Annotated in this window: 24 protein-coding genes and 1 tRNA gene; 17 read left to right on the top strand and 8 right to left on the bottom strand. The window is 70.9% G+C overall.

What is annotated here, in order from left to right; genetic code table 11:
* Positions 1–12: 12 nt before the first annotated feature.
* From CP973_RS14480 to CP973_RS14495, 4 genes are all read right to left on the bottom strand, one after another.
* Positions 13–1,296 carry a TniB family NTP-binding protein gene (locus CP973_RS14480; RefSeq protein ID WP_150240798.1) on the bottom strand — a complete coding sequence of 428 codons (1,284 nt, stop codon included), beginning with the start codon at positions 1,294–1,296 and terminating at the stop codon, positions 13–15.
* Positions 1,293–3,581 carry a transposase gene (locus CP973_RS14485; RefSeq protein WP_150240800.1) on the bottom strand — a complete coding sequence of 763 codons (2,289 nt, stop codon included), beginning with the start codon at positions 3,579–3,581 and terminating at the stop codon, positions 1,293–1,295. Before CP973_RS14485 ends, CP973_RS14480 begins: the two co-directional genes overlap by 4 nt.
* A complete protein-coding gene (locus CP973_RS14490) occupies positions 3,581–4,258 on the bottom strand; it encodes a TnsA-like heteromeric transposase endonuclease subunit (protein WP_244409493.1) in 678 nt (225 codons plus the stop codon). Before CP973_RS14490 ends, CP973_RS14485 begins: the two co-directional genes overlap by 1 nt.
* Positions 4,259–4,314: 56 nt before the next feature.
* Positions 4,315–5,123 (bottom strand): IS5 family transposase gene (locus CP973_RS14495; RefSeq protein ID WP_150240803.1). Its coding sequence is split into 2 segments (ribosomal slippage): positions 4,315–4,769 and positions 4,769–5,123, totalling 810 coding nucleotides; the frame shifts between segments, so codons are not numbered across the junction.
* Positions 5,124–5,469: 346 nt separating this feature from the next.
* Here CP973_RS14495 and argC point away from each other — a divergent pair.
* The 6 genes from argC (at position 5,470) to CP973_RS14525 (ending at position 11,805) form a co-directional block, all read left to right on the top strand.
* Positions 5,470–6,498, top strand: coding sequence for an N-acetyl-gamma-glutamyl-phosphate reductase (gene argC, locus CP973_RS14500; protein WP_150240805.1), 1,029 nt, complete (start codon positions 5,470–5,472; stop codon positions 6,496–6,498).
* A complete protein-coding gene (argJ, locus tag CP973_RS14505; protein WP_150240807.1) occupies positions 6,495–7,649 on the top strand; it encodes a bifunctional glutamate N-acetyltransferase/amino-acid acetyltransferase ArgJ in 1,155 nt (384 codons plus the stop codon). The genes argC and argJ overlap by 4 nt, the downstream gene beginning before the upstream one ends.
* Positions 7,646–8,689: an acetylglutamate kinase gene (argB, locus tag CP973_RS14510; protein ID WP_150240808.1), complete on the top strand. Its 1,044-nt coding sequence runs from the start codon at positions 7,646–7,648 to the stop codon at positions 8,687–8,689. Before argJ ends, argB begins: the two co-directional genes overlap by 4 nt.
* A complete protein-coding gene (locus CP973_RS14515; RefSeq protein WP_150240810.1) occupies positions 8,686–9,927 on the top strand; it encodes an acetylornithine transaminase in 1,242 nt (413 codons plus the stop codon). The genes argB and CP973_RS14515 overlap by 4 nt, the downstream gene beginning before the upstream one ends.
* An 8-nt stretch (positions 9,928–9,935) precedes the next feature.
* Entirely contained in the window at positions 9,936–10,484 is a 549-nt protein-coding gene (locus tag CP973_RS14520) for an arginine repressor (RefSeq protein WP_150240812.1), read from the top strand.
* Positions 10,485–10,635: 151 nt separating this feature from the next.
* A complete protein-coding gene (locus tag CP973_RS14525) occupies positions 10,636–11,805 on the top strand; it encodes a metal-dependent hydrolase family protein (protein ID WP_150240814.1) in 1,170 nt (389 codons plus the stop codon).
* 237 nt (positions 11,806–12,042) lie between these two features.
* Here CP973_RS14525 and CP973_RS14530 read toward each other — a convergent pair.
* A tRNA-Pro gene (locus CP973_RS14530) sits at positions 12,043–12,116 on the bottom strand.
* Positions 12,117–12,334: 218 nt separating this feature from the next.
* Between CP973_RS14530 and CP973_RS14535 the strand changes: the two genes are divergently transcribed.
* The 6 genes from CP973_RS14535 to CP973_RS14560 all read left to right on the top strand — a co-directional run bounded on the left by CP973_RS14535 (position 12,335) and on the right by CP973_RS14560 (position 19,930).
* On the top strand, positions 12,335–12,709 hold the full coding sequence (locus CP973_RS14535) for a DUF488 domain-containing protein (RefSeq protein WP_150240816.1): 375 nt from the start codon (positions 12,335–12,337) through the stop codon (positions 12,707–12,709).
* A 125-nt stretch (positions 12,710–12,834) separates the two neighbouring features.
* Positions 12,835–14,028: an argininosuccinate synthase gene (locus tag CP973_RS14540; protein ID WP_150240818.1), complete on the top strand. Its 1,194-nt coding sequence runs from the start codon at positions 12,835–12,837 to the stop codon at positions 14,026–14,028.
* Positions 14,029–14,124: 96 nt separating this feature from the next.
* Positions 14,125–15,552 (top strand): argininosuccinate lyase, encoded by a 1,428-nt coding sequence (argH, locus tag CP973_RS14545; protein ID WP_150240820.1) that lies wholly within the window; start codon positions 14,125–14,127, stop codon positions 15,550–15,552.
* A 138-nt stretch (positions 15,553–15,690) separates the two neighbouring features.
* Positions 15,691–16,242 carry a TetR/AcrR family transcriptional regulator gene (locus CP973_RS14550; RefSeq protein ID WP_150240822.1) on the top strand — a complete coding sequence of 184 codons (552 nt, stop codon included), beginning with the start codon at positions 15,691–15,693 and terminating at the stop codon, positions 16,240–16,242.
* Entirely contained in the window at positions 16,239–17,825 is a 1,587-nt protein-coding gene (locus CP973_RS14555; protein WP_150240824.1) for an MFS transporter, read from the top strand. Before CP973_RS14550 ends, CP973_RS14555 begins: the two co-directional genes overlap by 4 nt.
* A 173-nt stretch (positions 17,826–17,998) precedes the next feature.
* Positions 17,999–19,930: a bifunctional metallophosphatase/5'-nucleotidase gene (locus CP973_RS14560; protein WP_244409848.1), complete on the top strand. Its 1,932-nt coding sequence runs from the start codon at positions 17,999–18,001 to the stop codon at positions 19,928–19,930.
* A gap of 85 nt (positions 19,931–20,015) precedes the next feature.
* Here CP973_RS14560 and CP973_RS14565 read toward each other — a convergent pair whose 3' ends face one another.
* The gene (locus tag CP973_RS14565; protein ID WP_150240826.1) at positions 20,016–20,684 is read right to left on the bottom strand and encodes a lysophospholipid acyltransferase family protein; all 669 of its coding nucleotides are present in this window, start codon (positions 20,682–20,684) and stop codon (positions 20,016–20,018) included.
* 250 nt (positions 20,685–20,934) lie between these two features.
* On the opposite strand from CP973_RS14565, the gene CP973_RS14570 reads away from it, so the two are divergent.
* The gene (locus CP973_RS14570; RefSeq protein ID WP_150240828.1) at positions 20,935–22,083 is read left to right on the top strand and encodes a glycerophosphodiester phosphodiesterase; all 1,149 of its coding nucleotides are present in this window, start codon (positions 20,935–20,937) and stop codon (positions 22,081–22,083) included.
* 320 nt (positions 22,084–22,403) lie between these two features.
* Positions 22,404–22,928, top strand: a complete 525-nt coding sequence (locus tag CP973_RS14580) for a GNAT family N-acetyltransferase (protein ID WP_150240830.1) — start codon at positions 22,404–22,406, stop codon at positions 22,926–22,928.
* A 40-nt stretch (positions 22,929–22,968) separates the two neighbouring features.
* Here the strand turns inward: CP973_RS14580 and CP973_RS14585 are convergent, their stop codons facing one another.
* Positions 22,969–23,412: a hypothetical protein gene (locus CP973_RS14585; protein WP_150240832.1), complete on the bottom strand. Its 444-nt coding sequence runs from the start codon at positions 23,410–23,412 to the stop codon at positions 22,969–22,971.
* On the bottom strand, positions 23,405–23,773 hold the full coding sequence (locus tag CP973_RS14590) for a hypothetical protein (RefSeq protein ID WP_150240834.1): 369 nt from the start codon (positions 23,771–23,773) through the stop codon (positions 23,405–23,407). The genes CP973_RS14585 and CP973_RS14590 overlap by 8 nt, the downstream gene beginning before the upstream one ends.
* Positions 23,774–23,944: 171 nt before the next feature.
* On the opposite strand from CP973_RS14590, the gene CP973_RS14595 reads away from it, so the two are divergent.
* From CP973_RS14595 to CP973_RS14605, 3 genes are all read left to right on the top strand, one after another.
* Positions 23,945–24,592 carry an HAD family hydrolase gene (locus tag CP973_RS14595; protein WP_150240836.1) on the top strand — a complete coding sequence of 216 codons (648 nt, stop codon included), beginning with the start codon at positions 23,945–23,947 and terminating at the stop codon, positions 24,590–24,592.
* Positions 24,593–24,979: 387 nt separating this feature from the next.
* Positions 24,980–26,041 (top strand): methionine ABC transporter ATP-binding protein, encoded by a 1,062-nt coding sequence (locus CP973_RS14600; RefSeq protein ID WP_167538336.1) that lies wholly within the window; start codon positions 24,980–24,982, stop codon positions 26,039–26,041.
* On the top strand, positions 26,038–26,808 hold the full coding sequence (locus CP973_RS14605; protein ID WP_150240840.1) for a methionine ABC transporter permease: 771 nt from the start codon (positions 26,038–26,040) through the stop codon (positions 26,806–26,808). Before CP973_RS14600 ends, CP973_RS14605 begins: the two co-directional genes overlap by 4 nt.
* Positions 26,809–26,898 lie beyond the last annotated feature (90 nt).

Here is a 26,898-nt window from a genome sequence, read left to right on the forward strand (position 1 = left end):
CGGCTCCATCCGTCAGGCGCCCGCGCGGGCAGCCGGGCCAGGGTCATCGAAAACGGTGTTTCGGGGTCGTTTCGCCCGCGTGGCCTTCTTGGCGGCGGTCTGTGGCGCGGCCGGGATCACGGGCTCATCCGGCGGCTGCTCTGGCGCGTCGCGCCGGAGCACGATCTCGTCCAGCAGGCTCTCGTCGATCATTTCCTTCCCGGACTCCATGGCTTCCTGGGCGCCGTCTTCGAGCAGGCGTCCCAGCAGGCCGATGACACCGCCGGTGCGACGCATCAAGTACTCCGGCATACTGCCGTCGGTGAGCATGCCCTGCGTCGCGTTCATCAGCCGCAGGTGCTTCTCGATTCCCTTCAGGTGATTGACGAAGGCCGCGATCTGTTCCGGGGTGGTGTAGCGGAACCGGTCGATCTCGATGAGCTCGAAGCGGTGTTCCGTCTGGGTGACCTCCAAACCGTGGATGCGGGTCGACTCCAGCGGTGGCATCTCCCATTGCCGGGTTTTCTTGTTCCACTTAGCCTCACGGAGCAGCCCGATGCCCGAGATGTTGACGCCGGTCAGGATCAGAGTGACGTCCAGGCTCATAAATGCCCGCATCAGGTCGAGGACGTCCTGGTCGTCGGCTCTGTGCATCCGCAGCCGGTTGATGTCGTCCAGAATCAGAGCTTTGACGCCATGGTCATAAAGGGAGTCGGCGACCTGCCGTACCAGTTCCGGCAGAGTGGCCGACTTGCGGGTCGGGGCCCGGAAGAAGCCTAAGATCGACGTGCAAAGGCTTTTCGGGGTTGCTGTCACCGGGGTCGAGACATAGACGACCGGTGCGTGGAGATCACGGGTGCCCGGCAGAGCCTGGGGGTTGAGGTGGCTGTGGAGTTCCAGCCACTGCTTTTCAAAGACGGCTCCGGCTGAGCAGACAGACGCGGTCTTGCCGTAGTTGCCCCAGCCGCTGATCATGACGCCGGCGCGGGTCGGGTCGTTCTTCTTCCTCGTGTTGCCGCTCAACCGGCGCCGGATCAGCTTGCCGACCTTGTCGTGCATGGGGGTGTCCTGCAGCGGGAGGTTCGCGTTAGTCAGCTCCCGGTAGAGGTCGTAGTCGTACTGGCGGCTCTCAGGGAGCATCGACCACTGCTGCGGGGAGATCGTCGGAGCGGGGACGAGTAGGTCGTAGCGGGTGCGGTAGTGCTGCCAGCCGGCGTAGGTGTCGAGGGGCGGGCGGGTGCCCAGGATCAGCTCGGCGATCCTGGCTCGTGAAGGCAGGCCGTCCAGCGGATCATCGTGAGAGAGGGCTCGGGTCACGTGTCGTCCTCCTGGACAGGTGTATCGGCTTCCGAGTCGTCGGGGGGCGGAAGCCGGAACATGGGACGCCGGTTTAGGGCCTCGTGCAGCGTTGCCGGGGCCACGGGCTTGACGTCGGCGAGGGCTTCTTCGCGTCGTCGACGGCGGTCGGCGTCGACCGCGTGGTCGATCGAGCGGGCGTGCTCGGCCCAGGCCGCGGGCATCTCAGCCCGAGCTGGCTCATCCGCGATGGCGGGTGCGGCGGGGCGGTCAGCGGCCGCAGCCTGTGCGCGGGTGATCTCGCGGGCTTGGGCGACGCGCTGCTTCTTTCCGGCCTTCTGCTTGGCCTGGGTGGGCCATTGATCGACTGGGGTGACCGAGCCGAGGATCCCGAGCAGATGTTCCAAGAGCTGGCTCTCAGAGTGAATCCTGATCTTGTTCGCCCTCACGCGTGTCAGCAGGGCGTCGGCGGTCTTGTCCGAGAATGCGGGGATCTCGCCTTCGGGCGGCAGCCCTCGCCAGCGCAGGATGTGCCAGGTCTCGTGGTCGGCAGGGTCCTGGAAGAAGACCTGCCGGCGGTCCCTTCGGTCACTGCGGACTACCCACTTGCCCGCGTGTTTGCCGCCTCGAGCGGAAGGGTGCAGGAAGCGCGGCTCATCGAGGACCGGGTGGTGATACCAGAGCCCGAGGATCTTCACCCCGCGTCGCGGATGGATCTTCACGTGGTGTTTGCGCAGGACCTTGTAGTAGAAGCTTGGTTCGGGGAAGTCCAGGTCGAAGCCGCCCTGTTCCATCGCCGCAGCGAACAGGGTGTTGGGGCTGTGGTCATCACCCGGCGCCCAGCTCGGGGCGTATTCGCCTAGTTTGCGGTTCTGCCAGATCTGGACGATCCAGGTCGCGATAATGTGCTCGGCCTGTGCGAGCGTGAGGCTCGCATCGCGTTCCGGGTCGGCCCCGCGGTCCGCGACATCGCCGCCGGTGAAGCCCAGCAGGTGCTCGAAGAGCATGGTCTGGATGGTGAGGAACTGGCGCTCGACTGCGAACTTGTCGGTCTGCCGCAGGACGCGAGCGGGCAGGATCCGGCAGCCGATCTCCCGTTCGGCTTCCATCAGGTCGTGGTTCTTGTAGGGGCCGCCGTGGTCGGTGGTGACCGTCTCCGGGGCAAAGAACGGCAGAGCGGCGACCCGGTGCCCGGTGAACTCGGCGATCACCTCGGCCGACACCCCTGCGTAGGGCCATTCCATGTCCTCGCCCCAGCCGTCGCGCATCGGAAGCGGCAGCATCACGTCCCGCAGCAGCATCGCGATGTCGACCGAGGTGTCGGACTGGAGCGTGAGCCGGAAGGCCGGCAGCCCGTGCGTGTAGAGATCGAGCGCGAGGGTCAACGTCGCGGTGACCGCGTCCCCGAACACGGTCTCGCGCAGCTTCACCGGCATCGGGGTCGAGTCCAGCACCAGAACTTGGCCCGGCCGGTGGACCACCATCCGGCCGGAGACCCCAGCCTCCGCGGCGGCCTCGGCCGTCCGCGCGTAACGCGGCCGGGCTCCGCCGGGGCCGAACCACTCCGCCCCGACGTGGTCGAGCGTCGAGCGGGAAGGGATCTTCTTGATCGGAAACGCAGGGAACCGCTCGCTCATGTACTGGTGCATCAACCGGTGCTTGGCGGACATGCTCAGGCGGGCGCGTTCGTTGCACTCGGCCTTGACGGCGAAGATCGCCTCGCGGACCTCCTCGGTGATGCTGCGGTGCCCGCTGCGTCGCCGTGTCCAGCGCCCGTCCGCGCAGGCCAGCAGAAGACTGTCGCGCGAAAGCGCCGACAGGCGCTCCAGCGTCCGGTAGCTGAGGTGCTGCAGACCAAGACGGACCGCCTCCGGGCGAGGCATCGCCTTTATCTCTGCGGCCTTTGCGTAGCGGCGCTGGGTCAGCGTCGTGCGGTCCGGATCGTAGGCGGGCCGGGGCTCACCTGGCAGGGCCCGAGCCGGATGGCCCTCCCGGAACCCCCTCTCGGCTTCTAGCACATGCGAAGCCCGCAGCCGGGCCCGTTCCAACTGGTCCTCGGTCAGGTCGGCCAGTGTCCTCGGCTGCCGGGAGACCGGCGACGGGCGACCCGCCTCTTCGGCCGTCGCCAGGAGCCGCAGATCGGGATGGTTGAGGAGCCAGCGGAACGAGCGGGTCTCCGTGCGGCCGTCGTCATCCACGAGGAGGAGCCGGCCGAACTGGCCATGGACGCCTTCGATCGTCCACTCGACGCCGTTGAGCGTGACCCGCCTGCCAGGCGCGATCTGCAAGAATCCTCTCGCTGCCATCACGCCGCCCAGATCAGCGAGCTGTCCCGCAGGGGACTGCCCAGGTCAACACCTAGCTCGCGCTGCCAGAGCAGCCGGACAATGTTCGCCCGGCCCACAGAAGGCACGCTGGTCGCGCCCGCCAGCTCGGAGAACGTCATCACCTGCCCCTGCTGCCCGCCGATGGCGGAGAGCAGCTGGTCTCGCGTGCCGAGCAGGTCGGCCGTCGGCCGTCGGCGCGAGGACAGGTGATCGAGGACGCTCCAGACATGCGGGCGCCAGCCCGCGACTACCGAGTACCGCCAGCCGCAGGCCGCCGCCACTTCCCTGGCCGCCGCGAACTTCAGTGCGTCCTCTTCCTTGATCAGCTCCATCGGGCGCACGTCCAGCAACCACATTCCGCCGCCGATCACGGCCAGAAAGTCCGGGATGTGCCAGGCCTGCCCGCCCACATGCTCGAAGTCCACCCGGAACGGCTGTGACAGCACCTCCGATGCCCTCAAGAAGTCCAGCGCGACCAGCAGCCGCATCTCCTCCAGCGACTCAAAGCCGTGCTTCCTGCCCGTAGAGGCCATCACTTCAAGCCCGGGGCGGTGCCGCTGTTTCGCCTGCCACGTGAACCCGCGCATTGGGCGGGACGACAGCACCGGTACGTGGGCCATATCCCGGATCGGCCAGCAGACCTTGCCGTCGCCCACCTGCCATGTCGAGCTCCACCGACGTACCCAGTCGTCCCCGAGCCTAAGACGTTGTTTCAGTTGGTGAGCTTGCGATAGCTGATGAGTGCTGCGGCGATGCCGACGAAGGCGAGGAAGTGCTCGGCCTTGCGCTCGTAACGGCGGTGCAGGCGGCGGCAGCCGGCCAGCCAGGACACGGTTCTCTCAACCACCCAACGGTGACGGCCCAGCCGCTGTGAAGACTCGGCACCCTTACGGGCGATGCGGTGACGGATGCCCCGCTCACGAAGCCATCTTCGCAGGTGAGGGTAGTCGTAGCCCTTGTCGGCGTGCAGCTTGGCCGGCCGTCGGCGGCGAGGCCCGCGGCGGGAACGGATGGGCGGAATGCCACGCACCAGCGGCTGCAGGCCCAGGCTGTCGTGCGTGTTGGCGGCGGAGATGCCCAGCGACAGCGGCAGCCCGTTGCGGTCGGTGATCAGGTGGATTTTCGATCCGCTCTTGCCGCGGTCGGTCGGATTCGGTCCGGTCAACGGCCCCCTTTTGCCGCCCTGAGGCTGACGGAGTCGATCGCACACCGCGACCAGTCCAGCTCACCGCGGGCGCCCAGCTCGTCGAGGAGCACCCGGTGGAGCCTGGCCCAGACACGGCCCCGGCTCCAGTGGGCGAAGCGCCGGTAGACGGTCGGCCAGGCCGGACCGAAGACCGGCGGCAGCTGCCGCCAGGTGCAGCCCGAGGTCGCCACGAAGATGACCGCGGCCAGCACCTCACGGTCCCCGGACCGCCGCCGGCCACCGCCCTGCGGACGCCTGACCTCCGTGGGCGGCACCACCCGCCGGAACAACTCCCACAACTCATCGGGAACCAGCCGTTCCACCAAGCCCACCATGAACCGCTCAACGACTCGCCAGCACCAAAGGAAACGCTGTCTAAGTCGATCCCGAAGTCCGACGTCCCCGTTGTATGCCGTGACAAGCTGGTCCAGATGACTCGAATCCGACGGGATCTGCGCCCTCGTTACCTCGCTCACTCACCCACAGCAGCACTACTCGGTCGATGAAGGGGCCAGTTCTTCGTAACTGGTCGCAACGGAGCGTCACGAGACCAAGATCCGCCCACTGAAACTCTCATCCGCCAACTAAAAGTCGCAGTCACAACAGGGTGGACCACCCGCATCCCGTCATTGCATAAAACTGCTGCTATCCGTATAGTCATGCCCTCAAGGAGGAGGACCCATGCCAGTACGAGCAGCAGTGGCCGGAGCGAGCGGATACGCCGGAGGTGAGGTTCTCCGGCTGCTTCTGGGGCATCCGGAGGTGGAGATCGGGGCCGTGACCGCGCATGGGAACGCGGGGCAGCGGCTCGGGGCGGTGCAGCCGCATCTGCTGCCGCTGGCCGGGCGGGAGCTGGTGGCCACGACGGCCGAAGCGCTGGCCGGGCACGATGTGGTGTTCCTCGCGCTGCCGCACGGGCAGTCCGCGGCGGTGGCCGAGGCCCTGGGGCCCGAGGTGCTGGTGGTGGACTGCGGGGCGGACTTCCGGCTGGCGGACGCCGCGGACTGGGAGAAGTTCTACGGTTCGCCGCACGCCGGCACCTGGCCGTACGGGCTGCCCGAGCTGCCGGGGGCGCGCGAGGCGCTGCGCGGGGCGCGGCGTATCGCGGTGCCGGGGTGCTATCCGACGGCCGTCTCGCTGGCGCTCTTCCCGGCGTACGCGGCGGGGCTGGCCGAGCCGGAGGCCGTCGTGGTCGCCGCCTCCGGCACCTCCGGCGCGGGCAAGGCGCCCAAGCCGCACCTGCTGGGCAGCGAGGTGATGGGCTCGATGAGCCCGTACGGCGTGGGCGGCGTCCACCGGCACACGCCGGAGATGGCGCAGAACCTGAGCGCCGCGGCGGGCGAGCCGGTCACCGTCTCCTTCACGCCGACGCTCGCGCCCATGCCCCGCGGCATCCTCGCCACCTGCTCGGCCAAGGCCCGGCCGGGCGTGGACGCGGCCGACGTGCGGGCCGCGTACGAGAAGGCGCTGGGCGACGAGCCGTTCGTACGGCTGCTGCCCGAGGGGCAGTGGCCGTCGACCGCGGCCGTGTACGGGGCCAACACCGCGCTGGTGCAGGTGGCCCTGGACGCGGCGGCCGGCCGGATCGTCGTGGTCAGCGCCATCGACAACCTGACGAAGGGCACCGCCGGAGGCGCGGTGCAGAGCATGAACATCGCCCTCGGCCTCGACGAGGCCACCGGGCTCTCTACGATCGGAGTCGCACCGTGAGCGTCACGGCAGCCAAGGGTTTCTCGGCGGCGGGCATCGCCGCCGGGATCAAGGAGAACGGGAACCCGGACCTCGCCCTGGTGGTGAACAACGGGCCGCGACTGGCCGCCGCCGGCGTCTTCACCAGCAACCGTGTCAAGGCCGCCCCGGTCCTGTGGTCCGAGCAGGTCCTCAAGGGCGGCCGGGTCTCGGCCGTGGTGCTGAACTCCGGCGGGGCCAACGCCTGCACCGGCCCCGAGGGCTTCCAGGACACCCACGCCACCGCCGAGAAGGCCGCCGAGGTGCTCAAGGGGCACAGCGCGGGGGAGATCGCCGTCGCCTCGACCGGGCTGATCGGGGTGCGGCTGCCGATGGACAAGCTGCTGCCGGGCATCGAGAAGGCCGCCGTCGAGCTGAGCGTGCACGGCGGGGAGAAGGCCGCGATCGCGATCAAGACCACCGACAGTGTGCACAAGACCGCGGTGGCCGGCGGGGACGGCTGGACGGTCGGCGGGATGGCCAAGGGCGCGGGGATGCTCGCGCCGGGGCTGGCCACCATGCTGGTCGTGCTGACCACCGACGCGGACCTGGAGGCGCCGGTCCTGGACCGGGCGCTGCGGGAGGCGACGCGCACGACGTTCGACCGGGTCGACTCCGACGGCTGCATGTCCACGAACGACACGGTGCTGCTGCTGGCCTCCGGGGCGTCCGGGGAGGTGCCGGAGTACGACGCGTTCGCGGACGCGGTCCGTACCGTCTGCGACGATCTGGCACGGCAGCTCATCGGCGACGCGGAGGGCGCGACCAAGGACATCCGCATCGAGGTCGTGAACGCGGCGAGCGAGGACGACGCGGTCGAGGTGGGCCGGTCCATCGCCCGGAACAACCTCCTGAAGTGCGCCATTCATGGTGAGGACCCGAACTGGGGGCGGGTGCTGTCCGCCATCGGCACCACCTCCGCCGCCTTCGACCCGGACCGGCTGAACGTCGCCATCAACGACGTGTGGGTGTGCAGGAACGGGTCGGTGGGCGAGGACCGGGACCTGGTCGACATGCGCTACCGGGAGGTACGGATCACCGCCGACCTCAGCGCCGGCACCGAGTCCGCGGTCATCTGGGCCAACGACCTCACCGCCGACTACGTCCACGAGAACAGCGCGTACTCGTCATGAGCGCCCGCAAGCACACCGCGCTGCCCAAGGCCCGCACCCTCATCGAGGCGCTGCCCTGGCTGACCCGGCACCATGGCAAGACCGTCGTCATCAAGTTCGGCGGCAACGCCATGGTCGACGAGGAGCTGAAGGCCGCCTTCGCGCAGGACGTGGTCTTCCTGCGGCACGCCGGACTGCGGCCCGTCGTCGTGCACGGCGGCGGCCCGCAGATCAGCGCCCAGCTGGACCGGCTGGGCCTGGCCTCGGAGTTCAAGGCGGGCCTGCGGGTCACCACGCCCGAGGCGATGGACGTCGTACGGATGGTGCTCGCCGGACAGGTGCAGCGCGAGCTGGTCGGCCTGCTCAACCAGCACGGCCCGCTCGCCGTCGGCATGACCGGCGAGGACGCCCACCTGATGACCGCCACCCGGCACTACGCCGAGGTGGACGGCGAGCGGGTGGACATCGGGCGGGTCGGCGAGGTCACCGCGATCGACACCGGCGCCGTACAGGCCCTGCTGGACGACGGCCGCATCCCGGTCATCTCCTCCGTCGCGCGCAGCGCCGACGAGGGCGACGGGACCGGCGTCTTCAACGTCAACGCGGACACCGCGGCGGCGGCCCTGGCCGCGGCCCTCGGCGCCGAGACGCTGATGGTCCTCACCGACGTGGAGGGCCTGTACGAGGACTGGCCGAACAGCGACGAGGTGATCTCCCGGCTCACCGCCACCGAGCTGGAGAAGCTGCTGCCCGACCTGGCCAGCGGCATGGTGCCGAAGATGCGGGGCTGTCTGCACGCCGTGCGCAACGGGGTGCACACCGCCCGGGTCATCGACGGCCGGGTCCAGCACTCGATCCTGCTGGAGATCTTCACGGACGAGGGGATCGGCACGATGGTCGTGCCGGACGAGCCGACGGACGCCGCGGGCACCACGGACACCGCAGGCGCCACTGGCCTCGCGGACAGCGCGGGCGCCACGAACACCGCGGGTACCACGGACACCGCCGGCGTCGCGGACATCAAGGGCAGCAGCGAGACCGAGAAGGCGGGAGCGGCATGAGCGGCACGGCCACGGACACGACACTCACCGCGGCGTCCAACACCACGCTCACCGAGCGCTGGCAGGGCGCCATGATGGACAACTTCGGCACGCCCCGCGTCCCCCTCGTACGCGGCGAGGGCGCCCGGGTCTGGGACGCCGACGGCAACGCCTACCTGGACTTCCTCGGCGGCATCGCGGTCAACGCCCTCGGCCACGCGCACCCCGCCGTCGTCCGCGCGGTCTCCGAACAGATCGCCACCCTCGGCCACGTCTCCAACTTCTTCGTCGCCGAGCCGACCGTCGCACTGGCCGAACGGCTGCTGCGGATCGCCGGCCGGCCCGGCCGGGTCTACTTCTCCAACTCCGGGGCGGAGGCCAACGAGGCCGCCTTCAAGATCGGCCGGCTGACCGGGCGCCCGCACATGGTCGCCACGACCGGCGGATTCCACGGCCGCACCATGGGCGCCCTGGCCCTCACCGGCCAGCCCGCCAAGCAGGACCCGTTCCGGCCGCTCCCGGGCGAGGTCGACTTCGTACCGTACGGCGACGTCGAAGCCCTGCGCGACGCCGTCACCACCGAAACGGCCCTCGTGATCATCGAGCCCCTCCAGGGGGAGAACGGCGTCGTCGTCCCGCCGCCCGGCTACCTCGCCGCCGCCCGCGAGATCACCGCCGCCACCGGCACCCTGCTCGTCCTGGACGAGATCCAGACCGGCATCGGCCGTACGGGCCACTGGCTCCAGTCGCAGGCCCAGGGCGTCGAGGCGGACGTGATCACGCTGGCCAAGGGCCTCGGCGGCGGCCTGCCCATCGGCGCCACCCTCGCCTTCGGCCCGGCCGCCGGTCTGCTCACCCCCGGCTCGCACGGCTCGACGTTCAGCGGCAACCCGGTCGTGTGCGCGGGCGCGCTCGCCGTACTGGACACCATCGAGGCCGACGGGCTGCTCGACCACGTCAAGCGGGTGGGCGAGCGGCTGCGTGGCGGGATCGAGGCGTCGGCGCACCCGCTGGTCGGCCAGGTCCGCGGCGCGGGCCTGCTCCTGGGTATCGTCTTGTGCGAGCCCGTCGCACCGCAGGTGCAGCGAGCGGCCCAGGACGCGGGCCTCCTGGTGAACGCGGTCGCGCCGGACGTCATCCGGCTCGCCCCGCCGCTGATCGTCTCGGACGACCAAGCGGATACGTTCCTCCGGAAGCTCCCCGCCGTCCTCGACGCGGCCCTCGCGGGGGCACACGGGGTACAACGATCCGGAGACTGACGACAACGATGACCGAGGCGCAGGACAACGAGACGCCGCACGGGGGCGGGGGCCCCGCCGTACCGCAGACCCGCACCGCCCGCCACCGCCGGATCGTGGACATCCTCAACCGGCAGCCGGTCCGCTCCCAGAGCCAGCTCGCCAAGCTGCTCGCCGACGACGGTCTGTCCGTCACCCAGGCCACGCTCTCGCGCGACCTGGACGAACTGGGCGCGGTCAAGATCCGCAACACCGGCGGCGAGCTGATCTACGCGGTACCGAGCGAGGGCGGCGACCGCAAGCCGCGGGCGCCGCTGGGGGAGTCCGCCAAGGAGGAGCGGATGCGCCGGCTCTCCGGCGAACTGCTCATCTCCGCCGAGGCCTCCGCCAACCTCGTGGTCCTGCGCACCCCGCCGGGCGCCGCGCAGTTCCTCGCCTCCGCCATCGACCAGGCCGAACTGCACGACATCCTCGGCACCATCGCCGGCGACGACACGCTCATGCTCATCAGCCGCGACCCGGCCGGCGGGCAGGCGCTCGCCGATCACCTGCTGAACCTGGCGCAGAAGGCGCGCTGAGGTGTGCTGAGGCGCCCGCGCTGAGGCGCCCGCGCCGAGGTTGCGCTGAAATCGCCGAGGCGCCGCGTTCTGGCCGAGCCCCCGTCCGGCCGCTGTACTGGGACCGTGTCCCGGCTACGGCGGCCGGGCGGTACGCGGCACGGGAGGCGCGATGCTGGCAGTACGCGCACGAGCGTTGTTCGACGGGGTGGGACCAGGTCTGGTCGAGCAGCCCACGGTACTGATCGAGAACGGCCGGATCGCGGCCGTACGCCCCGGCGGCATACCGCTGGTCGGCACCGAGATCCTCGACCTCGGCACCGCCACCCTCCTCCCCGGCTTCATCGACACCCACACCCACCTGGCGTTCGACGCGAGCGACGACGTGATCGGCCGGCTGACGGCGGCCGACGACGCCACCCTCCTGGAACGTATCCGGGCCGCGGCGCGGGCCTCGCTGGCCGCCGGGGTGACGACCGTACGGGACCTCGGCGACCGCGGGTACCTCACCCTGCGCCTCCGCGCGGAAACGGCCCGGAACCCGGCCGCGGGCCCGCACATCGTCGCCTCCGGCCCACCGCTGACGACCACCCGCGGCCACTGCTGGTTCCTCGGCGGGCAGGCGGAGGGCGTGGCGGGCGTCCGCGCGGCGGTACGGGAACGGGCCGAGCGCGGCGCGGACGTCGTCAAGGTCATGGTGACCGGCGGCGACCTCACGCCCGGCTCCGACCCGTACAGCGTGCAGTACGGCCGCGACGAACTGCGCGCCGTCGTGGACGAGGCCCACCGCCACGGCCTGCCGACCGCGGCCCACGCCCACGCCGTCACCGGCATCCGCGAAGCCGTCGCGGCCGGCTTCGACACCGTCGAGCACTGCTTCTTCCTCACGGAATCCGGCGTCGACTTCGACCGCCGGGTGATCGAGGAAATGGTCCGCCGGGCCATCCCCGCCTCCCTCACCCTCGGCGCCCTCCCCGGCGGCCCACCGCCCCCGGCCCACATCGCCCGCCGCATCCCGTCCCTCATCGCCGGCCTCACCACCCTCCGCGAAGCCGGCGTGACCATGGCCCTCGGCAGCGACTCGGGAATCTTCCCGGTCAAGGCCCACGGCAGCTACCCGTACGGCATCACCGCCATGACCGACTTCGGCTTCACACCGGCGCAGGCCCTGCGGGCGGCGACCTCGACGGCGGCGATGGTGTGCGGGGTGGGCGGGCGGAAGGGGCGGATCGCGGCGGGGTACGACGCGGACCTGATCGCGGTGGGCGGAGATCCGCTGGCGGACGTGGGGGTGGTGCGGGAGGTGGTGGCGGTGGTGCGGGATGGGACGAGGGTGGGGTGAAGGGGCCGCCGCGTATATACGGGACGATGCCGTTATACGGGACGATGCCGTGCCGCCCCGGTCTCCTCGTTCTGAAGGAGGGGCGCCTGCTCGTGGAGGCGCTGCGACGGCGTCCTCTCCGGCGTACGCGGTCATGATCGCCGAACCTGCCGCTGAAGTGCACCGCAGGCGGCAGAAACGATCGAGGGCCCTGCTCCACCGAAGTGAAACAAGGCCCTGACCTGCGACTCTTACGAGTCGGGACGACAGGATTTGAACCTGCGACCCCTTGACCCCCAGTCAAGTGCGCTACCAAGCTGCGCCACGTCCCGGTGCTCGCTTCGGCCGGGTTTCCCCGGTCGCGGCGTGCAGAAGAAAAATACCCTGTCCGGGCCCCGGAATCCAAAGCGGGGTCGTTTCGGTGGCTCGCGGGGTTGGCCGGCGGAGGTGCCGGGGTGGCCGGAAGGGGCTTGGAGTGGGCCTGCGCGGCGCCCCGTGCCGGGCCGGGAAGTGCCGGGCGGGGTGGGGCGGTGCGTGGTTGCATGGCGGTATGGGTGATCAGCGCGGAGAGATCCGGCAGCGCCGGGTGTACGAGGAGCCGGAGGCCGCGGACGGGACGCGCGTGCTCGTCGACCGGCTGTGGCCGCGGGGGGTGGCGAAGGACGCCGCTCACCTGGACGAGTGGTGCAAGGACGTGGCGCCTTCCGGTGAGCTGCGTACCTGGTACGGGCATCGGGCCGAGCGGTATGCGGAGTTCGCGCAGCGGTACCGGCATGAGCTGGCCGAGTCGCCGGCCCGGGAGGTGCTGGGGCGGCTGCGGGAGTATGCGGCGGCCGGGCCGCTGACCCTGCTGACCGCGACCAAGAGCATTGAGGGGAGCCATCTGACGGTGTTGGCGGAGGTGCTGGAGGGGGTGGAGGAGTAGGAGACAGGGAGTCGGCAGGCGGGGCGGGGGCAGGGCGCGTCGTTCGGGTGAGGTGCGTTGACGAATCATGCGGTGGAGTGCATAGTTATGCCTATCAGTGAATGCACCGCCGTAAGGAGAATCCCGTGACCGAGCGCGTCGTACTCGCCTACTCGGGCGGTCTGGACACCTCCGTCGCCATCGGCTGGATCGCCGAGGAGACGGGCGCCGAGGTCATCGCCGTGGCGGTGGACGTCGGCCAGGGCGGTGAGGACCTGGACGTCATCCGCAAGCGCGCGCTCGCCTGCGGTGCCGTCGAGGCGGAGGTCGCGGACGCCAAGGACGAGTTCGCCGATGAGTACTGCCTGCCGGCGATCAAGGCGAACGCGCTGTACATGGACCGGTACCCGCTGGTCTCCGCGCTGTCGCGGCCCACGATCGTCAAGCACCTGGTCGCCGCCGCCCATAAGCACGGCGCCACCACCGTCGCGCACGGCTGCACCGGCAAGGGCAATGATCAGGTGCGGTTCGAGGCCGGGATCTCGTCGCTCGCTCCCGGTCTGAAGTGCATCGCTCCGGTCCGGGACTACGCGATGACCCGGGACAAGGCGATCGCGTTCTGCGAGAGCAAGGACCTGCCGATCGCGACGACCAGGAAGTCGCCGTACTCGATCGACCAGAACGTCTTCGGGCGGGCCGTGGAGACCGGCTTCCTGGAGGACATCTGGAACGCGCCGATCGAGGACGTGTATGAGTACACGGCCGATCCGGCGGCGCCGCGCGAGGCCGACGAGGTCGTCGTCACGTTCGAGGCGGGTGTGCCGGTCGCGATCGACGGCAGGTCCGTCTCCGTGCTCCAGGCCATCCAGCAGCTCAACGAGCGGGCCGGTGCGCAGGGCGTCGGGCGGATCGACATGGTCGAGGACCGGCTGGTCGGCATCAAGTCCCGGGAGGTCTACGAGGCCCCGGGCGCCATCGCGCTGATCACCGCCCACCAGGAGCTGGAGAACGTCACCGTCGAGCGCGAGCTGGCCCGCTACAAGCGGCAGGTCGAGCAGCGGTGGGGCGAGCTGGTCTACGACGGTCTGTGGTTCTCGCCGCTGAAGCGGGCGCTGGACGGGTTCATCCAGGAAGCGAACCAGGCGGTGTCCGGTGACATCCGGATGACGCTGCACGGCGGGCGCGCGGTGGTCACCGGGCGGCGGTCCGAGCAGTCGCTGTACGACTTCAACCTGGCCACCTATGACACGGGCGACACCTTCGACCAGTCGCTGTCGAAGGGCTTCATCGAGATCTTCGGGATGTCGTCGAAGATCGCCGCCAAGCGGGATCTGGCCTAGCCACGGACCGTCCGTTTCGAATTCCGTCCCCGGGGCCGGTGCGTCCGGCCGCCGGGGGCCGGTCCGTACATCTCACCATCCACGAGGAGCTAGCAAGTGAGCAGCAACAGCGGTGACGTCCGGCTCTGGGGCGGGCGGTTCGCCGACGGGCCCGCCGAGGCCCTGGCGAAGCTGTCCGCGTCCGTGCACTTCGACTGGCGGCTGGCGCCGTACGACATCGCCGGATCCCGTGCGCACGCCCGCGTCCTGAAGAAGGCGGGGCTGCTCACCGAGGACGAGCTGACGCGGATGCTGGAAGGGCTGGACCGGCTGGAGGCCGATGTGGCCGACGGCGGATTCACCGGCACCATCGCCGACGAGGACGTGCACACCGCGCTGGAGCGGGGCCTGCTGGAGCGGCTCGGCCCGGACCTCGGGGGCAAGCTGCGGGCCGGCCGGTCCCGTAACGACCAGGTCGCCACGCTCTTCCGGATGTATCTGCGGGACCACGCCCGGATCATCGGCGGGCTGATCGCGGATCTCCAGGAGGCACTGGTCGGTCTCGCGGAGGCGCATCCGGATGTGGCGATGCCGGGCCGTACGCACCTCCAGCACGCGCAGCCGGTGCTGTTCGCGCACCACGTCCTCGCGCACGTCCAGGCGCTGTCGCGGAACGCGGAGCGGCTGCGGCAGTGGGACGCGCGGACGGCCGTCTCGCCGTACGGATCGGGGGCGCTGGCCGGGTCCTCGCTGGGCCTGGACCCGGAGGCGGTCGCCGCCGACCTCGGGTTCGAGGGCGGCAGCGCGGCCAACTCCATCGACGGGACGGCGTCGCGGGACTTCGTCGCCGAGTTCGCCTTCATCACGGCGATGATCGGCGTGGACCTGTCCCGGATCGCCGAGGAGGTCATCATCTGGAACACGAAGGAGTTCTCCTTCGTGACCCTGCACGACGCCTTCTCCACCGGTTCCTCGATCATGCCGCAGAAGAAGAACCCGGACATCGCCGAGCTGGCGCGCGGCAAGTCCGGCCGGCTGATCGGCAACCTGACCGGCCTGCTGGCCACGCTGAAGGCGCTGCCGCTGGCGTACAACCGGGACCTCCAGGAGGACAAGGAGCCGGTCTTCGACTCCTGCGACCAGCTGGAGATCCTGCTGCCGGCGTTCACCGGGATGATGGCCACGCTGACCGTCAACCGGGAGCGGATGGAGGAGCTGGCCCCGGCCGGGTTCTCGCTGGCCACGGACATCGCCGAGTGGCTGGTGCGGCAGGGCGTGCCGTTCCGGGTCGCGCACGAGGTGGCGGGGGAGTGCGTCAAGGAGTGTGAGCGGCACGGCATCGAGCTGGACGAGCTGAGCGACGAGCAGTTCGCCGCGATCTCGCCGCATCTGACGCCCGAGGTGCGGACGGTGCTGAACGTGCCGGGCGCGCTCGCCTCGCGCAGCGGCCGGGGCGGCACGGCCCCGTCCGCCGTCGCCGTCCAGCTGGCCGAGGTCAAGACGGACCTGGCGGCGCAGCGGGCGTGGGCGGACGCCAAGGGCTGAGCGGAAACCTCCGGGCTCCGGCCCCCTCGCGGCAGGCGAGGGGCCGGAGCTGTTTTTTGCGTGCGCGGCCCTCCGTGTGGGTGAGACTTGCGCGCCGCTAATGAGACATCTATGTCTCATTCGGCTATTCTGTGTCTCATGGCCGTAGACCGAGAACACGTACTCAGAGAGGCCGCCGGCCTGCTCACCCGTAAGGCGACCGCCGGAATGGACGAGATCGCCCGGGCCGCGGGGATCAGCCGGGCGACCCTGCACCGCCACTTCGCGGGGCGCGACGCCCTGATCAAAGCGCTGGAGGAACTGGGCATCCGGCAGTTCACCGAGGCGCTGGACGCGGCCCGGCTCGACGAGGACGACGCGGTCACGGCACTGCGCCGGCTGATCGCCGAGTCCGAGCCGGTCGCCGGCTTCCTCGCCTTCCTCTACACCGAGAACCAGCTCTTCGAGGGCGAGCAGGTCAACGAGGGCTGGGACCGGCTCGACGCCCGTATCCACGCGCTGTTCCGGCGCGGCCAGGAGGAAGGCGCCTTCCGGATCGACCTCACGCCCGTCTGGCTCACCGAGGCGCTGTACGGACTGATCGGCGCCGGCGCGTGGGCCGTGCACGAGGGGCGCGTGGCGTCCAAGGACCTCACCCATTCGATCGCCGAGCTGCTGCTCGGCGGCATCCGACGGAGCATGGAGAAATGAGCAAGCCCGCCAAGGAGACCGCGGAGCGCACCGGCGCCACCGCGGAGCACCAGCCCCGCCCCGGACGCTGGCTCGCGCTCGCCGTCCTGGTCCTCGCCGTTCTGCTGGTCGGCGTGGACGCCACCGTGCTGGGCCTGGCCACCCCCTTCCTCAGCGAGGACCTGCGGCCCTCCGGCACGCAGCTGCTGTGGATCGGTGACGTCTACTCGTTCGTCATCGCCGGACTGCTGGTCTCCATGGGCAGCCTCGGCGACCGCATCGGGCGCAAGAAGCTGCTGCTGACCGGCTCGGTCGTGTTCGGCGCCATGTCGGTGCTCGCCGCGTACGCCGGCAGCCCGGCCATGATGATCGTGGCGCGCGCCCTGCTGGGTGTGGCGGGCGCGACGCTGATGCCCTCCACCCTCGCCCTGATCCGCAACCTTTTCCACGACCCCCGGGAGCGCAGCCTCGCCATCGGCATCTGGGGCGCCATGGCCTCGGCGGGCGCCGCCGTCGGCCCGGTGCTCGGCGGGTTCCTGCTCGGCCACTTCTGGTGGGGCTCGGTCTTCCTGATCAACCTGCCGGTGATGGCGCTGCTGGTGCTCGTCGGCGCCAAGGTGCTGCCGGAGTCCCGTAATCCCGATCCCGGCCCGTGGGACCTGATCAGCGTGGGACTGTCGCTGGTGGGCATGGTCGCGATCGTCTACGCGATCAAGGAAGCGGCGGTGCACGGCATCCGCTGGGACATCGCGGCGGCCGCCGTCCTGGGCGCGTTCGCCCTCATCACCTTCGTACGCCGTCAGCAGACGCTCGCCTCACCGCTGCTGGACATGCGGCTCTTCAAGAACCGCGGCTTCTCCGGCGCCGTACTGGCCGACCTGCTGACCATCCTGGGCCTGTCCGGGCTGGTCTTCTTCCTCTCGCAGTTCCTCCAGATGGTGCAGCTGCGCTCGCCGCTCAACGCGGGGCTGGTCGAACTGCCCGCGGCGGTCGGCGCGGTGGGCGCGGGGCTCGCGGCCGGGTACGTCGCCCGGCGGCTGTCCGTACGGCTCGTCGTCGCCGGCGGCCTGGCGGTGGTCGGCCTGGCCCTGGCCGGCTGCATCGGCCTGGGCCAGGACACCAGCACCCTCACGCTGGGCACGATCCTGTTCGTCGTCGGCATCGGCGCGGGCTTCGCGTTCACCGTCACCGCCGACGTGATCCTCTCCAGCGTGCCCAAGGAGCAGGCGGGCGCCGCGTCCGCGGTCTCGGAGACGGCCTACGAACTGGGCGCCGCCCTCGGCATCGCCCTGCTCGGCTCCATCGTCACCGGCATCTACCGGGACTTCACGACCCCGGCGGGGGTACCGGAGGCGTCCGCCGACGCGGCGCGGGAGTCGCTGGGCGGAGCCGTCGAGGCGTCCGGCACGCTCCCGGCCGACGCCGGGTCGAGCCTGCTCGCGGCCGCCCAGCACTCGTTCGTCGACGGCCTGGACACGGCCGCCGGAGTGGGGGCCGCCGTCCTGCTCGCCGCCGCCTGCGCCGCGTGGTTCCTGCTGCGCGGCCAGCGGCTGGCGGACAGTCCTGGAGAAGCGGAAACGGCGCCGGAGGCGGTACGGGGCTGAGCGCGGATGATGTCGGTAACCGGGCGGGGGACGGCCGTTGTCCCCCGCCCGTTCACGTGCCGGTCGCCTCGTGTGGGCCGGGAGGCTCCCATGGCTCGTTTGACTCTCCAGTCGTTCCCCCGCACTCGGGCACTCTCAGGAGGGTGACGACCTTGGCAGAGCTCGGCAGACGCATGTTCTTCACCGCGGCGGGGGCCCTCGCCACCGTCACCGCGGTCGGCACCCACGCCTTCGCTTCCGGCCACGCGCGCGACGCGCGGTCCGCGGACGAGTACGTGGACGTGCAACTGCTCAACATCACCGACCTCCACGGTTACCTCCAGGCGGCGCCGGCCGGCAACTCCGTCATCACCGGCGCCGGCGGCAAGAAGTACACCGTGGGCGGCGTGGCCTACATGGCCGCGCACCTCGAACGGCTGCGGGCCGGCCGTGCCAACTCCCTGTTCTTCGCGCCCGGCGACCTCTTCTCCGGCTGGGAGTTCCCGGCCGAGTCGCTGGCCGACGAGCCGACCATCGAGGCCCTGAACCGGATGGGCATGAACTTCGCGTCGGCCGGCAACCACGAGTTCGACAAGTCGCCCGCCTTCCTCTCGCAGCACATGGTGGACGGCATCTCCTACCCGACGGTCGACTGGGACAACTCCTTCCTCGACTCCGCCGGGCAGCGCTTCCACGGCGCCGACTTCCCCTACTACAGCGCCAACATGGTGTGGGCCAAGGACGGGCGTACGGTGCTGCCGCCGTACAACGTCGAGTGGGTGGACGCCGGGCGCGGCCGCCGGCTGCCGGTCGGGTTCATCCATCTGACCGTCCTCGGCACCGAGACCATGCCCGCCTCCTACCAGCCGGGGCTGCGCACCCTGGACCAGCTGGCCACCGCCAACCGCTGCGCCGCCGAACTCAAGGCCCGCGGCGTCAACGCGATCGTCCTGAGCATGCACGACGGCGCGGTGGCCGGCGGCGACTTCAACAGCGGCACCAACCCCTCGGGCCCCGCCTACGAACTGGCGCTGCGCTGCTCGCCGGACATCGACGCCATCGTCTGCGGCCACTGGCACACCGCCTTCAACCTGATGGTCCCGGACCCCAACGGGGTGCGCCGCCCGCTGGTCGAGGCGGGCTGCCACGGCCAGATCATCAACGAGATCAACCTCCGGCTGGACCCGTCCACCGGCAAGGTCGTCCGCGAGCTGACCACCTCCACCAACCACCCCAACACCCGCGACGTGGCCCCGCACCCGGAACTGGCCGAGGTCGTCAAGTACTGGGCGGGGTACGGCACCCGGCGCGCCGCCGTGCCCCTCGGCAAGCAGACCGGCTCCTTCACCCGCACCCGCAACGCGGCGGGCGAGTCCACCATGGGCGACCTGGTGGCCGACTGGGCGCTGTGGGCCGGGCGGCAGCCCCAGGGCCCGATGAACGACGCGAACCTCGACCCGCCGGTCCCCGCCGACCTGGCCGTCATCGCCATCGCGCCGCGCCTCGGGCAGGCCATCATCGCCGGGGACCTGGTGTACGACGCGGCGACGGGCGGCACGGTGGCGTTCGGCAAGGCGTGGAACGCGGTCGGCTTCGGCGACCCGATCGTCACCGCGACCGTCACCGGGCAGCAGATCCACGACGCGCTGGAACAGCAGTGGACCGTGCCGGCCGGCGGCGGTCTGAAGTACGCGCCGCTGGCGGTCTCCGCCAACGTCCGCTACAGCTTCGACGCGACCGGCCCGGCGGGTGACCGGGTGGACCCGGCCGATGTGCTCATCGACGGCAGGCCGCTGGACGTGTCGCGTTCGTACCGGATCGCGGCGCCCTCGTACACGCTGCTCAACCAGGACGGGTACCCGGCCTTCACCGGCTTCACCAAGCCCTTCCGGCACAACCGCGACTTCGAGAGCTTCGTCGCGTACGTCAAGGAGCGGCAGCGGATCGAGCCCGCGCCGCTGAACCGGGTGACGGTCAAGAACGGCGGCGTCACGGGCGCGCGCATCGGGGAGATCCACGCACCGGAGCGGCTGCGGAGCGCGGCCGGCGCGGTGCTGCCCCGCGCCGAGGCCGCGGCGCTGGCCGCCAACCGGCCCACGGCGGAAGGATTCCGCGTGCCCTGCTGAGCCGTACGGCCGTCCGCGGACACGTCAAAGCGCCGGTCCCCGCCCGGAGTTCGGACGGGGACCGGCGCGTCGTGGGTGTGCGGGGTCAGGCCGCGCGGGCCTTGGTGGCGTACATGTCCACGTACTCCTGGCCGGAGAGCCGCATCACGTCGCTCATCACCTCGTCGGTGACGGCGCGCAGCACGTAGCGGTCGCGGTCCATGCCCTCGTAGCGCGAGAAGTCCAGCGGCTCGCCGAAGCGGCAGGTCACCGGCGCCAGGTGCGGACGGCCCTTGCCGCCGGGCTGCACCTTGTCGGTGCCGATCATCGCGAACGGCACGACGGGCGCGCCGGTCATCAGCGCGAGGCGGGCGATGCCCGTGCGGCCGCGGTACAGGCGGCCGTCGGGGGAGCGGGTGCCCTCCGGGTAGATGCCGAACGCGTGGCCCTCGTCCAGCACCCGGCGGCCGGTCATCAGTGCCGCGACGCCGCCGTGCCCGCCGTCCCGGTCCACCGGGATCATGCCGGCGGTGGTGAAGAACCAGGCCATCAGGCGGCCCTTGAGGCCCTTGCCCTTGACGTACTCGTCCTTGCCGATGAAGAACACCGGCCGCTTCACGATGAGGGTGAGGAACAGCGAGTCGATGAACGTGACGTGGTTGCCGGCCAGGATCACCGCTCCGCTGTCCGGGATGTGTTCCGCGCCCTCGACCTTCGGGCGGAACAGGACACGCATGACGAATCCGAGAAACGCCTTCAGCAGAATGCGGGACAACGGGCCCTCCGGTCGTGGGTGGTCTGCGGCGGTCGCCGCGGGCGTGCACGGGTATGCAGCCCTGGACGATACTCGTCGGCCGCGCACGATCGCACATCGGGTTCATGGGACCGATACGCAGAGTTGACGCGGGTTTTCCGGGCGTTTCGGACCACGTCTCCCGTTCGAAAGGTGTACGTGCCTAGGATCGCTCCGACCCATTGACAGGTGCCGGACACCCTCGCCGGTGCCCTGGAGCAAGGAGCGCGACATGCAGGAACGGCAGCTGCCGGGACGCCGGACGGTACTGGGTGCGGCGGCCCTCGGCGCGGGCGCGGCGGTCTGGGGCGGCGCCGGTACGGCGAGTGCCGCGAGCTCCCGGGGGCGCGGCCACGGCACGCACGGCGAGCTGCCCGTCCCGCTGATCGTGGGCCACCGGGGCGCCAGCGGCTACCGCCCGGAGCACACCTTCGGCTCCTACCAGCTGGCGCTGGACATGGGCGCGGACGTCATCGAACAGGACGTGGTGCCCACCAAGGACGGCCATCTCGTCTGCCGGCACGAGAACGACATCACGGCCACCACGGACGTCTCGGCGCACCCGGAGTTCGCGGACCGCAGGACGACGAAGACGGTCGACGGGGTCGAGCTCACCGGCTGGTTCACCGAGGACTTCACGCTCGCCGAGCTGAAGACACTGCGGGCGAAGGAGCGCATTCCGGGCACCCGGCAGCACAACACCCTTTATGACGGCGTGTGGGACGTGCCCACCTTCGAGGAGGTCCTGAAGTGGGCCGACCGCGAGGGCCGCAAGCGGGGCCGCCGTATATGGCTGCACATCGAGACCAAGCACCCCACCTACTTCCGCAAGCTGGGCCTGGGGCTGGAGGAGCGTCTCGCCCGGCTGCTGCGCAAGTACGGCCGCCACAGGAAGAACTCCCCGAACTTCCTGCAGTCCTTCGAGCCCAGCAGCATCCAGCGGCTCGACAAGCTCGTCGACTGCCCGAAGGTCGTCCTGCTGGGCACCCTCAAGGACCGCCCCTGGGACTTCGAGGTGGCCGGTGACCCGCGTACCACCGCCGACCTGGTCAAGCCCGCGGGCCTGAAGTGGATCGCCGGCTTCGCGCAGGGCATCGGCCCGGACCTGACCGTCATCCTCCCGCGCACCAAGGATGACAAGCTGGGCAAGCCCACCTCCGTCGTCCGGGACGCGCACGCCGCCGGGCTGGTCCTGCACCCGTACACCGGGCGCAACGAGAACACCTTCCTGCCCGCCGACTTCCGCCGCGGCAGCGACCCGGCCGCGTACGGCGACGCGCTGGGCTACTTCAAGAAGTGCCTGGCCACCGGCATCGACGGCCTCTTCTCCGACAACTGCGACACGGCGCTGCTGGCCGCCGCGGAGTTCCGCAAGCACTGACCGCCTCCCCGCCCGGAGGCACCCCGCACGACCCGTGTGACCGGGCCGGCCCCGCCCCCATGACTTCTCATCTGAGTTGGGAATGTCACAGAGGAGCTTGAGGCCGGTCCGTTCCCGTTGCCCGGAACGCCTGCGCAGAATGCTCACGGCGGAGATTGCCGCTGCCCGAAACCGGGGAGTCCGGGAGGAGCAGCGTCAGTCACGCCACGACGGCGGCGTGCACCACACGGCTCCGTCGGTCAGGGCAACGGTCCGGGCGCACCCTCACACCCTCTGCACGCCCGGCCGCACCGAACCGAATAAAGGGGAGGCATACGCGCATGGGCATGAGCGTGACCATCTCGGCGGCGACCGACCAGGACGCCGAGCAGATCCTCAAACTCCAGTACCTCTGCTACCAGCCGGAGGCCGCGCTGTACGACGACTACTCGATCGAACCGCTCACCCAGACCCTGGATGACCTGCGTGCCGAACTGGGCGACGCCTGCGCGGTGGTGGCCCGGCTCGGCACGGAGGTCGTCGGGGCGGTACGCGGCACGGTCGACGCGGACGGTACGGCCGCCATCGGCAAGCTCATCGTCCACCCGCGCATGCAGCGCCACGGCCTCGGCGGACGGCTGCTGACCGCCGTCGAGGAGCGGCTGGCCGCCGAACGCTCCGCCAAGCGCTACCGCCTGTCCACCGGTCACCGCAGCGAGGGCAACCTGCGCCTGTACCGCAGCCACGGCTACGCGCCCGTCGGCACCGAGCAGGTCAGCTCCCGGCTCAGCGTGATCACGCTGGAGAAGGAGGCCGCTCCCACGGGGGCGGACGGCACGCCGCAGGCCTACGTGGCGAGCGCCTGACCGGCCGGAGCCGCGCAGCGGCGGCCCGCCGGGGAACGCGTCACGCCCGGCGGGCCCGCCGCAGCCACAGCAGTCCGGTCACCGGCAGGAAGACCGGGATGAAGAGGTAGCCCATCCCGTAGTCGGACCAGACGGTGGCGTCCGGGAAGGCCGAGCGGTCCACCAGCGTCCACGTGCCGACGCCGAGCACACCGGCCAGCTCCAGCGCGCAGCACACGAGCGCGGCCCTGCGGGCCCCCTCGCCGCCGCGCACCAGCGAGAACAGGATGAACGCGTAGACCACCGCGGAGACCGCGGACAGGATGTACGCCAGCGGCGCCCGGTCGAACTGCGCGATCAGCTGGTAGGCCGCGCGCGACGCGGCGGCCACGGTGAAGACGCCGTACAGCGCCACCAGCAGCCGGCCGGGGCCGGTGCCCAGGGAACGCCGCGCGCCGTCCGCCGCGGCCTCGGGGGTCCGGGACCCCGCGGATGTCTCAGGCATGGCCGCCTCCCCAGATGTCGAACAGTCGCACTTCCAGTACGGCCAGGACCACCGCGCCCGCCGCCACGGTCGCCGAGCCCCAGCGGGTGCGCTCCGAGAGCGACAGGAAGCCGGTGGCCGGTACGCAGGCGGCGGCGCCGACCAGATAGGCGACGAAGATCGCCGTACCGTCCCGCGGTGTCTCGCCGCGGCCCAACTGCACCAGGCCCACGACCAGTTGCACCATGGCGAGCAGCGAGACCACGGCCATGCCGATGAAGTGCCAGTCCTTCGTCGGCTCGTCGCGGTACGCGGCGAAGCCGCACCAGGCGGCCAGGGCGAGGGCGGTCACACCGATCGCGACCGTCAGCGCGTCGATCACCGGGACCTCCGCGCGGCGCGGGTGCGCGCAGGGGCGGGAACACTGGTGGAAATGGCCATGAGGCGACTTTAATCGGCGGGCCGCCGCCCCTGGTGCGCGACCCCGCCGGTCACCTTCGGTCACCGGTGCCCGCCCCGGCCGGTCACCCCGTGTCACGTACGCTGGCGCAGTATGAAGATCTCCGCAGCCGCGCTGCTTTTCGACAACGACGGGACGCTCGTCTCCTCCCTGGACTCGGTGTACCGGTGCTGGACCCGGTGGGCGCAGGAGTACGGGATCACGGCCGAGGACTTCGCCCGCGTCGAGCTGCACGGGCGCCCCGCCGTCGAGATCATCGGCGATCTGCTGCCCGCCGCCCGTATACCGGAGGCGCTGGCCCGGATCGAGCAGCTGGAGTACGAGGACGTCGCGGGCGGAGTGCACGCGCTGCCCGGCACCCTCGCGCTGCTCGCCCAGCTGCCGCCGGAGCGCTGGGCGGTGGTCACCTCCGCCACGGCCCGGCTCGCCGAGGCACGGCTGGCCGAGGTTGGTATCCACCCGAAGACCCTGATAGCCGCCGACGACATCACCCGCGGCAAGCCCGACCCGGAGCCCTTCCTGCTGGCCGCCCGGCGGCTCGGCGTGGACCCGGCCCGCTGCGTGGTCTTCGAGGACGCGCCCGCCGGGCTCGCGTCCGGCCGTGCCGCCGGGATGACCACCGTGGCGTTGACCACAACGCACCGGGCCGACGAGCTGTCCGCCGATCTGGTCGTCGAGGACCTGTCGGCGGTGTCCGTGCAGGCCACGGCGGACGGCCTGGAGATCACCGCGGCGGGCTGACCCGACGTCCACGCACCGGTCGGGCCTGTCCGCCATCCGGACAGGCTTGATCGGTCCGTACACCTGTCTGGTTTACTGGCGAACATGACCACGACGAGCAACCGCACCCCTGCGACCGAGGCGACCATGACGCCCGGTGCTCGTCGTATGTGTCGAATGTGTGACCGCTGAGGGCCCCCGCCGAGCCTCGCGCCCCGAAGCGAGACCCGCCGCCCCGCGCCGTGACCGCCGTACGCCGCCGTACGCCACGGCTCCCGGCCGCCCCGCGTCACCGGAACCCGAAGCCGGGCCAGCACGCCCTCCGGGTCCCCCCTGCCGCACTTTTGCCATGAATGCCCCGTGCCCGGCGGACGAGCCGCCCGGCACACGACAGTGACGGAATTCCCTGTGATCACCACAACGGGCCTGACCAAGGTCTACCGCTCAGGAGACCGCGAAGTCACCGCCCTGGACGGCGTCGATCTGCACGTCCGTGAGGGCGAGGTGTACGGCGTCATCGGCCAGAGCGGCGCCGGCAAGTCCACCCTCATCCGCTGCGTCAACCTCCTGGAGCGCCCCACCTCCGGCACGGTCACCGTCGCCGGGCAGGAGCTGACCGCGCTGGCCGGCAGGGGACAGCGCGCCAACGCCGCGCTGCGCGCCGCCCGCAGTCACATCGGAATGGTCTTCCAGCACTTCAACCTGCTGTCCTCGCGCACCGTCCAGGACAACATCGAGCTGCCGCTGGAGATCCTCAAGGCCGACCGCCGCGAGCGCTCCCGCAAGGCCCTGGAACTGCTCGACCTGGTCGGCCTCGCCGACAAGGCCAAGGCGTACCCCGCCCAGCTCTCCGGCGGCCAGAAGCAGCGCGTCGGCATCGCCCGCGCGCTGGCCGGCGACCCCAAGGTGCTGCTCTCCGACGAGGCCACCAGCGCCCTCGACCCGGAGACCACCCGCTCCATCCTCCAGCTGCTGCGCGACCTCAACCGCCAGCTCGGCCTGACCGTGCTGCTGATCACGCACGAGATGGACGTCGTCAAGACGATCTGCGACTCGGCCGCGCTGATGAAGAACGGCCGCGTCGTCGAGCAGGGCACCGTCGCCGAGCTGCTCGCCACCCCCGGCTCCGAGCTGGCCCGCGAGCTGTTCCCGGTCGGCGGCGAGCCCTCCGGACCGGACCGCACCGTGGTGGACGTCACCTTCCACGGCGAGGCCGCCACCCGCCCGGTGATCTCCGAGCTGTCCCGTACGTACAACGTGGACATCTCCATCCTCGGCGCCGCCATGGACACCGTCGGCGGCAAGCAGATCGGCCGGATGCGCATCGAGCTGCCCGGCCGCTTCGAGGACAACGTCGTGCCCATCGGCTTCCTGCGCGAGCAGGGCCTCCAGGTGGACGTGGCCGGCGACCCGGCCGACCCCGCGACGACGGCGCCCGCCGGCGCGCTGGTGAAGGAAGGTGCCAAGTGACCTGGTCGCAGATGCAGCCGCTGCTGTACAACAACACGCTCGACACGCTCTTCATGGTGTGGTGGTCGACGTTCTACGCCGTGCTGATCGGCATTCCGCTCGGCGTCCTGCTGATCCTGACCGACCGCGGCGGCGTCCTGCAGAACGTCGTGGTCAACAAGGTCATCGGCGCGGTGGTGAACATCGGCCGGTCCTTCCCCTTCCTGATCCTGATGGTCGCGCTGATCCCCTTCACGCGCCTGGTCGTCGGCGTCTCCATCGGCCCCACCGGCGCGGTCGTGCCCCTGGTGATCGCCGCCATCCCGTTCTTCGCCCGGCTGGTCGAGGCCGCGCTGCGCGAGGTCGACCACGGCCTGGTCGAGGCCGTCCAGTCGATGGGCGGCGGCACCTGGACCATCGTCTTCAAGGTGCTGCTGCCGCAGGCCCTGCCCGCGCTGGTCGCGGCCGTCACCACCACCGTCATCACGCTGATCGGCTACTCCGCCATCGCCGGCGCGGTCGGCGGCGGCGGCCTGGGCAACCTGGCGTACACCTACGGCTACCTCCAGTACGAGACCAACCTGATGGTGATCACCATCGTGCTGCTCATCGTCCTGGTCATCGCCGTCCAGTTGCTCGGCGACCTGATCGTGCGCCGCCTGGCCGCCCGCGGCAGCCGCGGGTCCTCCGCCGTACGGGTCGGCCTGCGCAGGGCGCCCGTCCCCGCCGCAGACGGACAGCCCGCGGCCGCCACCGCCGACGCCCCCAAGGAGCGCGTCGGCGCCTAGACCGGGTCCGCACCGGACCCTCTTGAGCCCGGACCCTTTGCCGGGCGCACCCGCGCGGGACCGCCGGTCCCGCGCGTCCGAGAAACGAGA

The sequence above is a fragment of the Streptomyces albofaciens JCM 4342 genome (assembly GCF_008634025.1).
Classification (GTDB): domain Bacteria; phylum Actinomycetota; class Actinomycetes; order Streptomycetales; family Streptomycetaceae; genus Streptomyces; species Streptomyces albofaciens.

Bases quoted from the DNA above. Each gene is read 5' to 3' on its own strand.
- CP973_RS14560 (WP_244409848.1), top strand. From the start codon at position 17,999: ATGTTCTTCACCGCGGCGGGGGCCCTCGCCACCGTCACCGCGGTCGGC.
- CP973_RS14550 (WP_150240822.1), top strand. From the start codon at position 15,691: ATGGCCGTAGACCGAGAACACGTACTCAGAGAGGCCGCCGGCCTGCTC.
- CP973_RS14485 (WP_150240800.1), bottom strand. From the start codon at position 3,581: ATGGCAGCGAGAGGATTCTTGCAGATCGCGCCTGGCAGGCGGGTCACG.
- CP973_RS14525 (WP_150240814.1), top strand. From the start codon at position 10,636: ATGCTGGCAGTACGCGCACGAGCGTTGTTCGACGGGGTGGGACCAGGT.
- CP973_RS14570 (WP_150240828.1), top strand. From the start codon at position 20,935: ATGCAGGAACGGCAGCTGCCGGGACGCCGGACGGTACTGGGTGCGGCG.
- CP973_RS14585 (WP_150240832.1), bottom strand. From the start codon at position 23,412: ATGCCTGAGACATCCGCGGGGTCCCGGACCCCCGAGGCCGCGGCGGAC.
- CP973_RS14555 (WP_150240824.1), top strand. From the start codon at position 16,239: ATGAGCAAGCCCGCCAAGGAGACCGCGGAGCGCACCGGCGCCACCGCG.
- CP973_RS14515 (WP_150240810.1), top strand. From the start codon at position 8,686: ATGAGCGGCACGGCCACGGACACGACACTCACCGCGGCGTCCAACACC.
- argB (WP_150240808.1), top strand. From the start codon at position 7,646: ATGAGCGCCCGCAAGCACACCGCGCTGCCCAAGGCCCGCACCCTCATC.
- CP973_RS14535 (WP_150240816.1), top strand. From the start codon at position 12,335: ATGGGTGATCAGCGCGGAGAGATCCGGCAGCGCCGGGTGTACGAGGAG.
- argC (WP_150240805.1), top strand. From the start codon at position 5,470: ATGCCAGTACGAGCAGCAGTGGCCGGAGCGAGCGGATACGCCGGAGGT.
- CP973_RS14520 (WP_150240812.1), top strand. From the start codon at position 9,936: ATGACCGAGGCGCAGGACAACGAGACGCCGCACGGGGGCGGGGGCCCC.
- CP973_RS14580 (WP_150240830.1), top strand. From the start codon at position 22,404: ATGGGCATGAGCGTGACCATCTCGGCGGCGACCGACCAGGACGCCGAG.
- CP973_RS14595 (WP_150240836.1), top strand. From the start codon at position 23,945: ATGAAGATCTCCGCAGCCGCGCTGCTTTTCGACAACGACGGGACGCTC.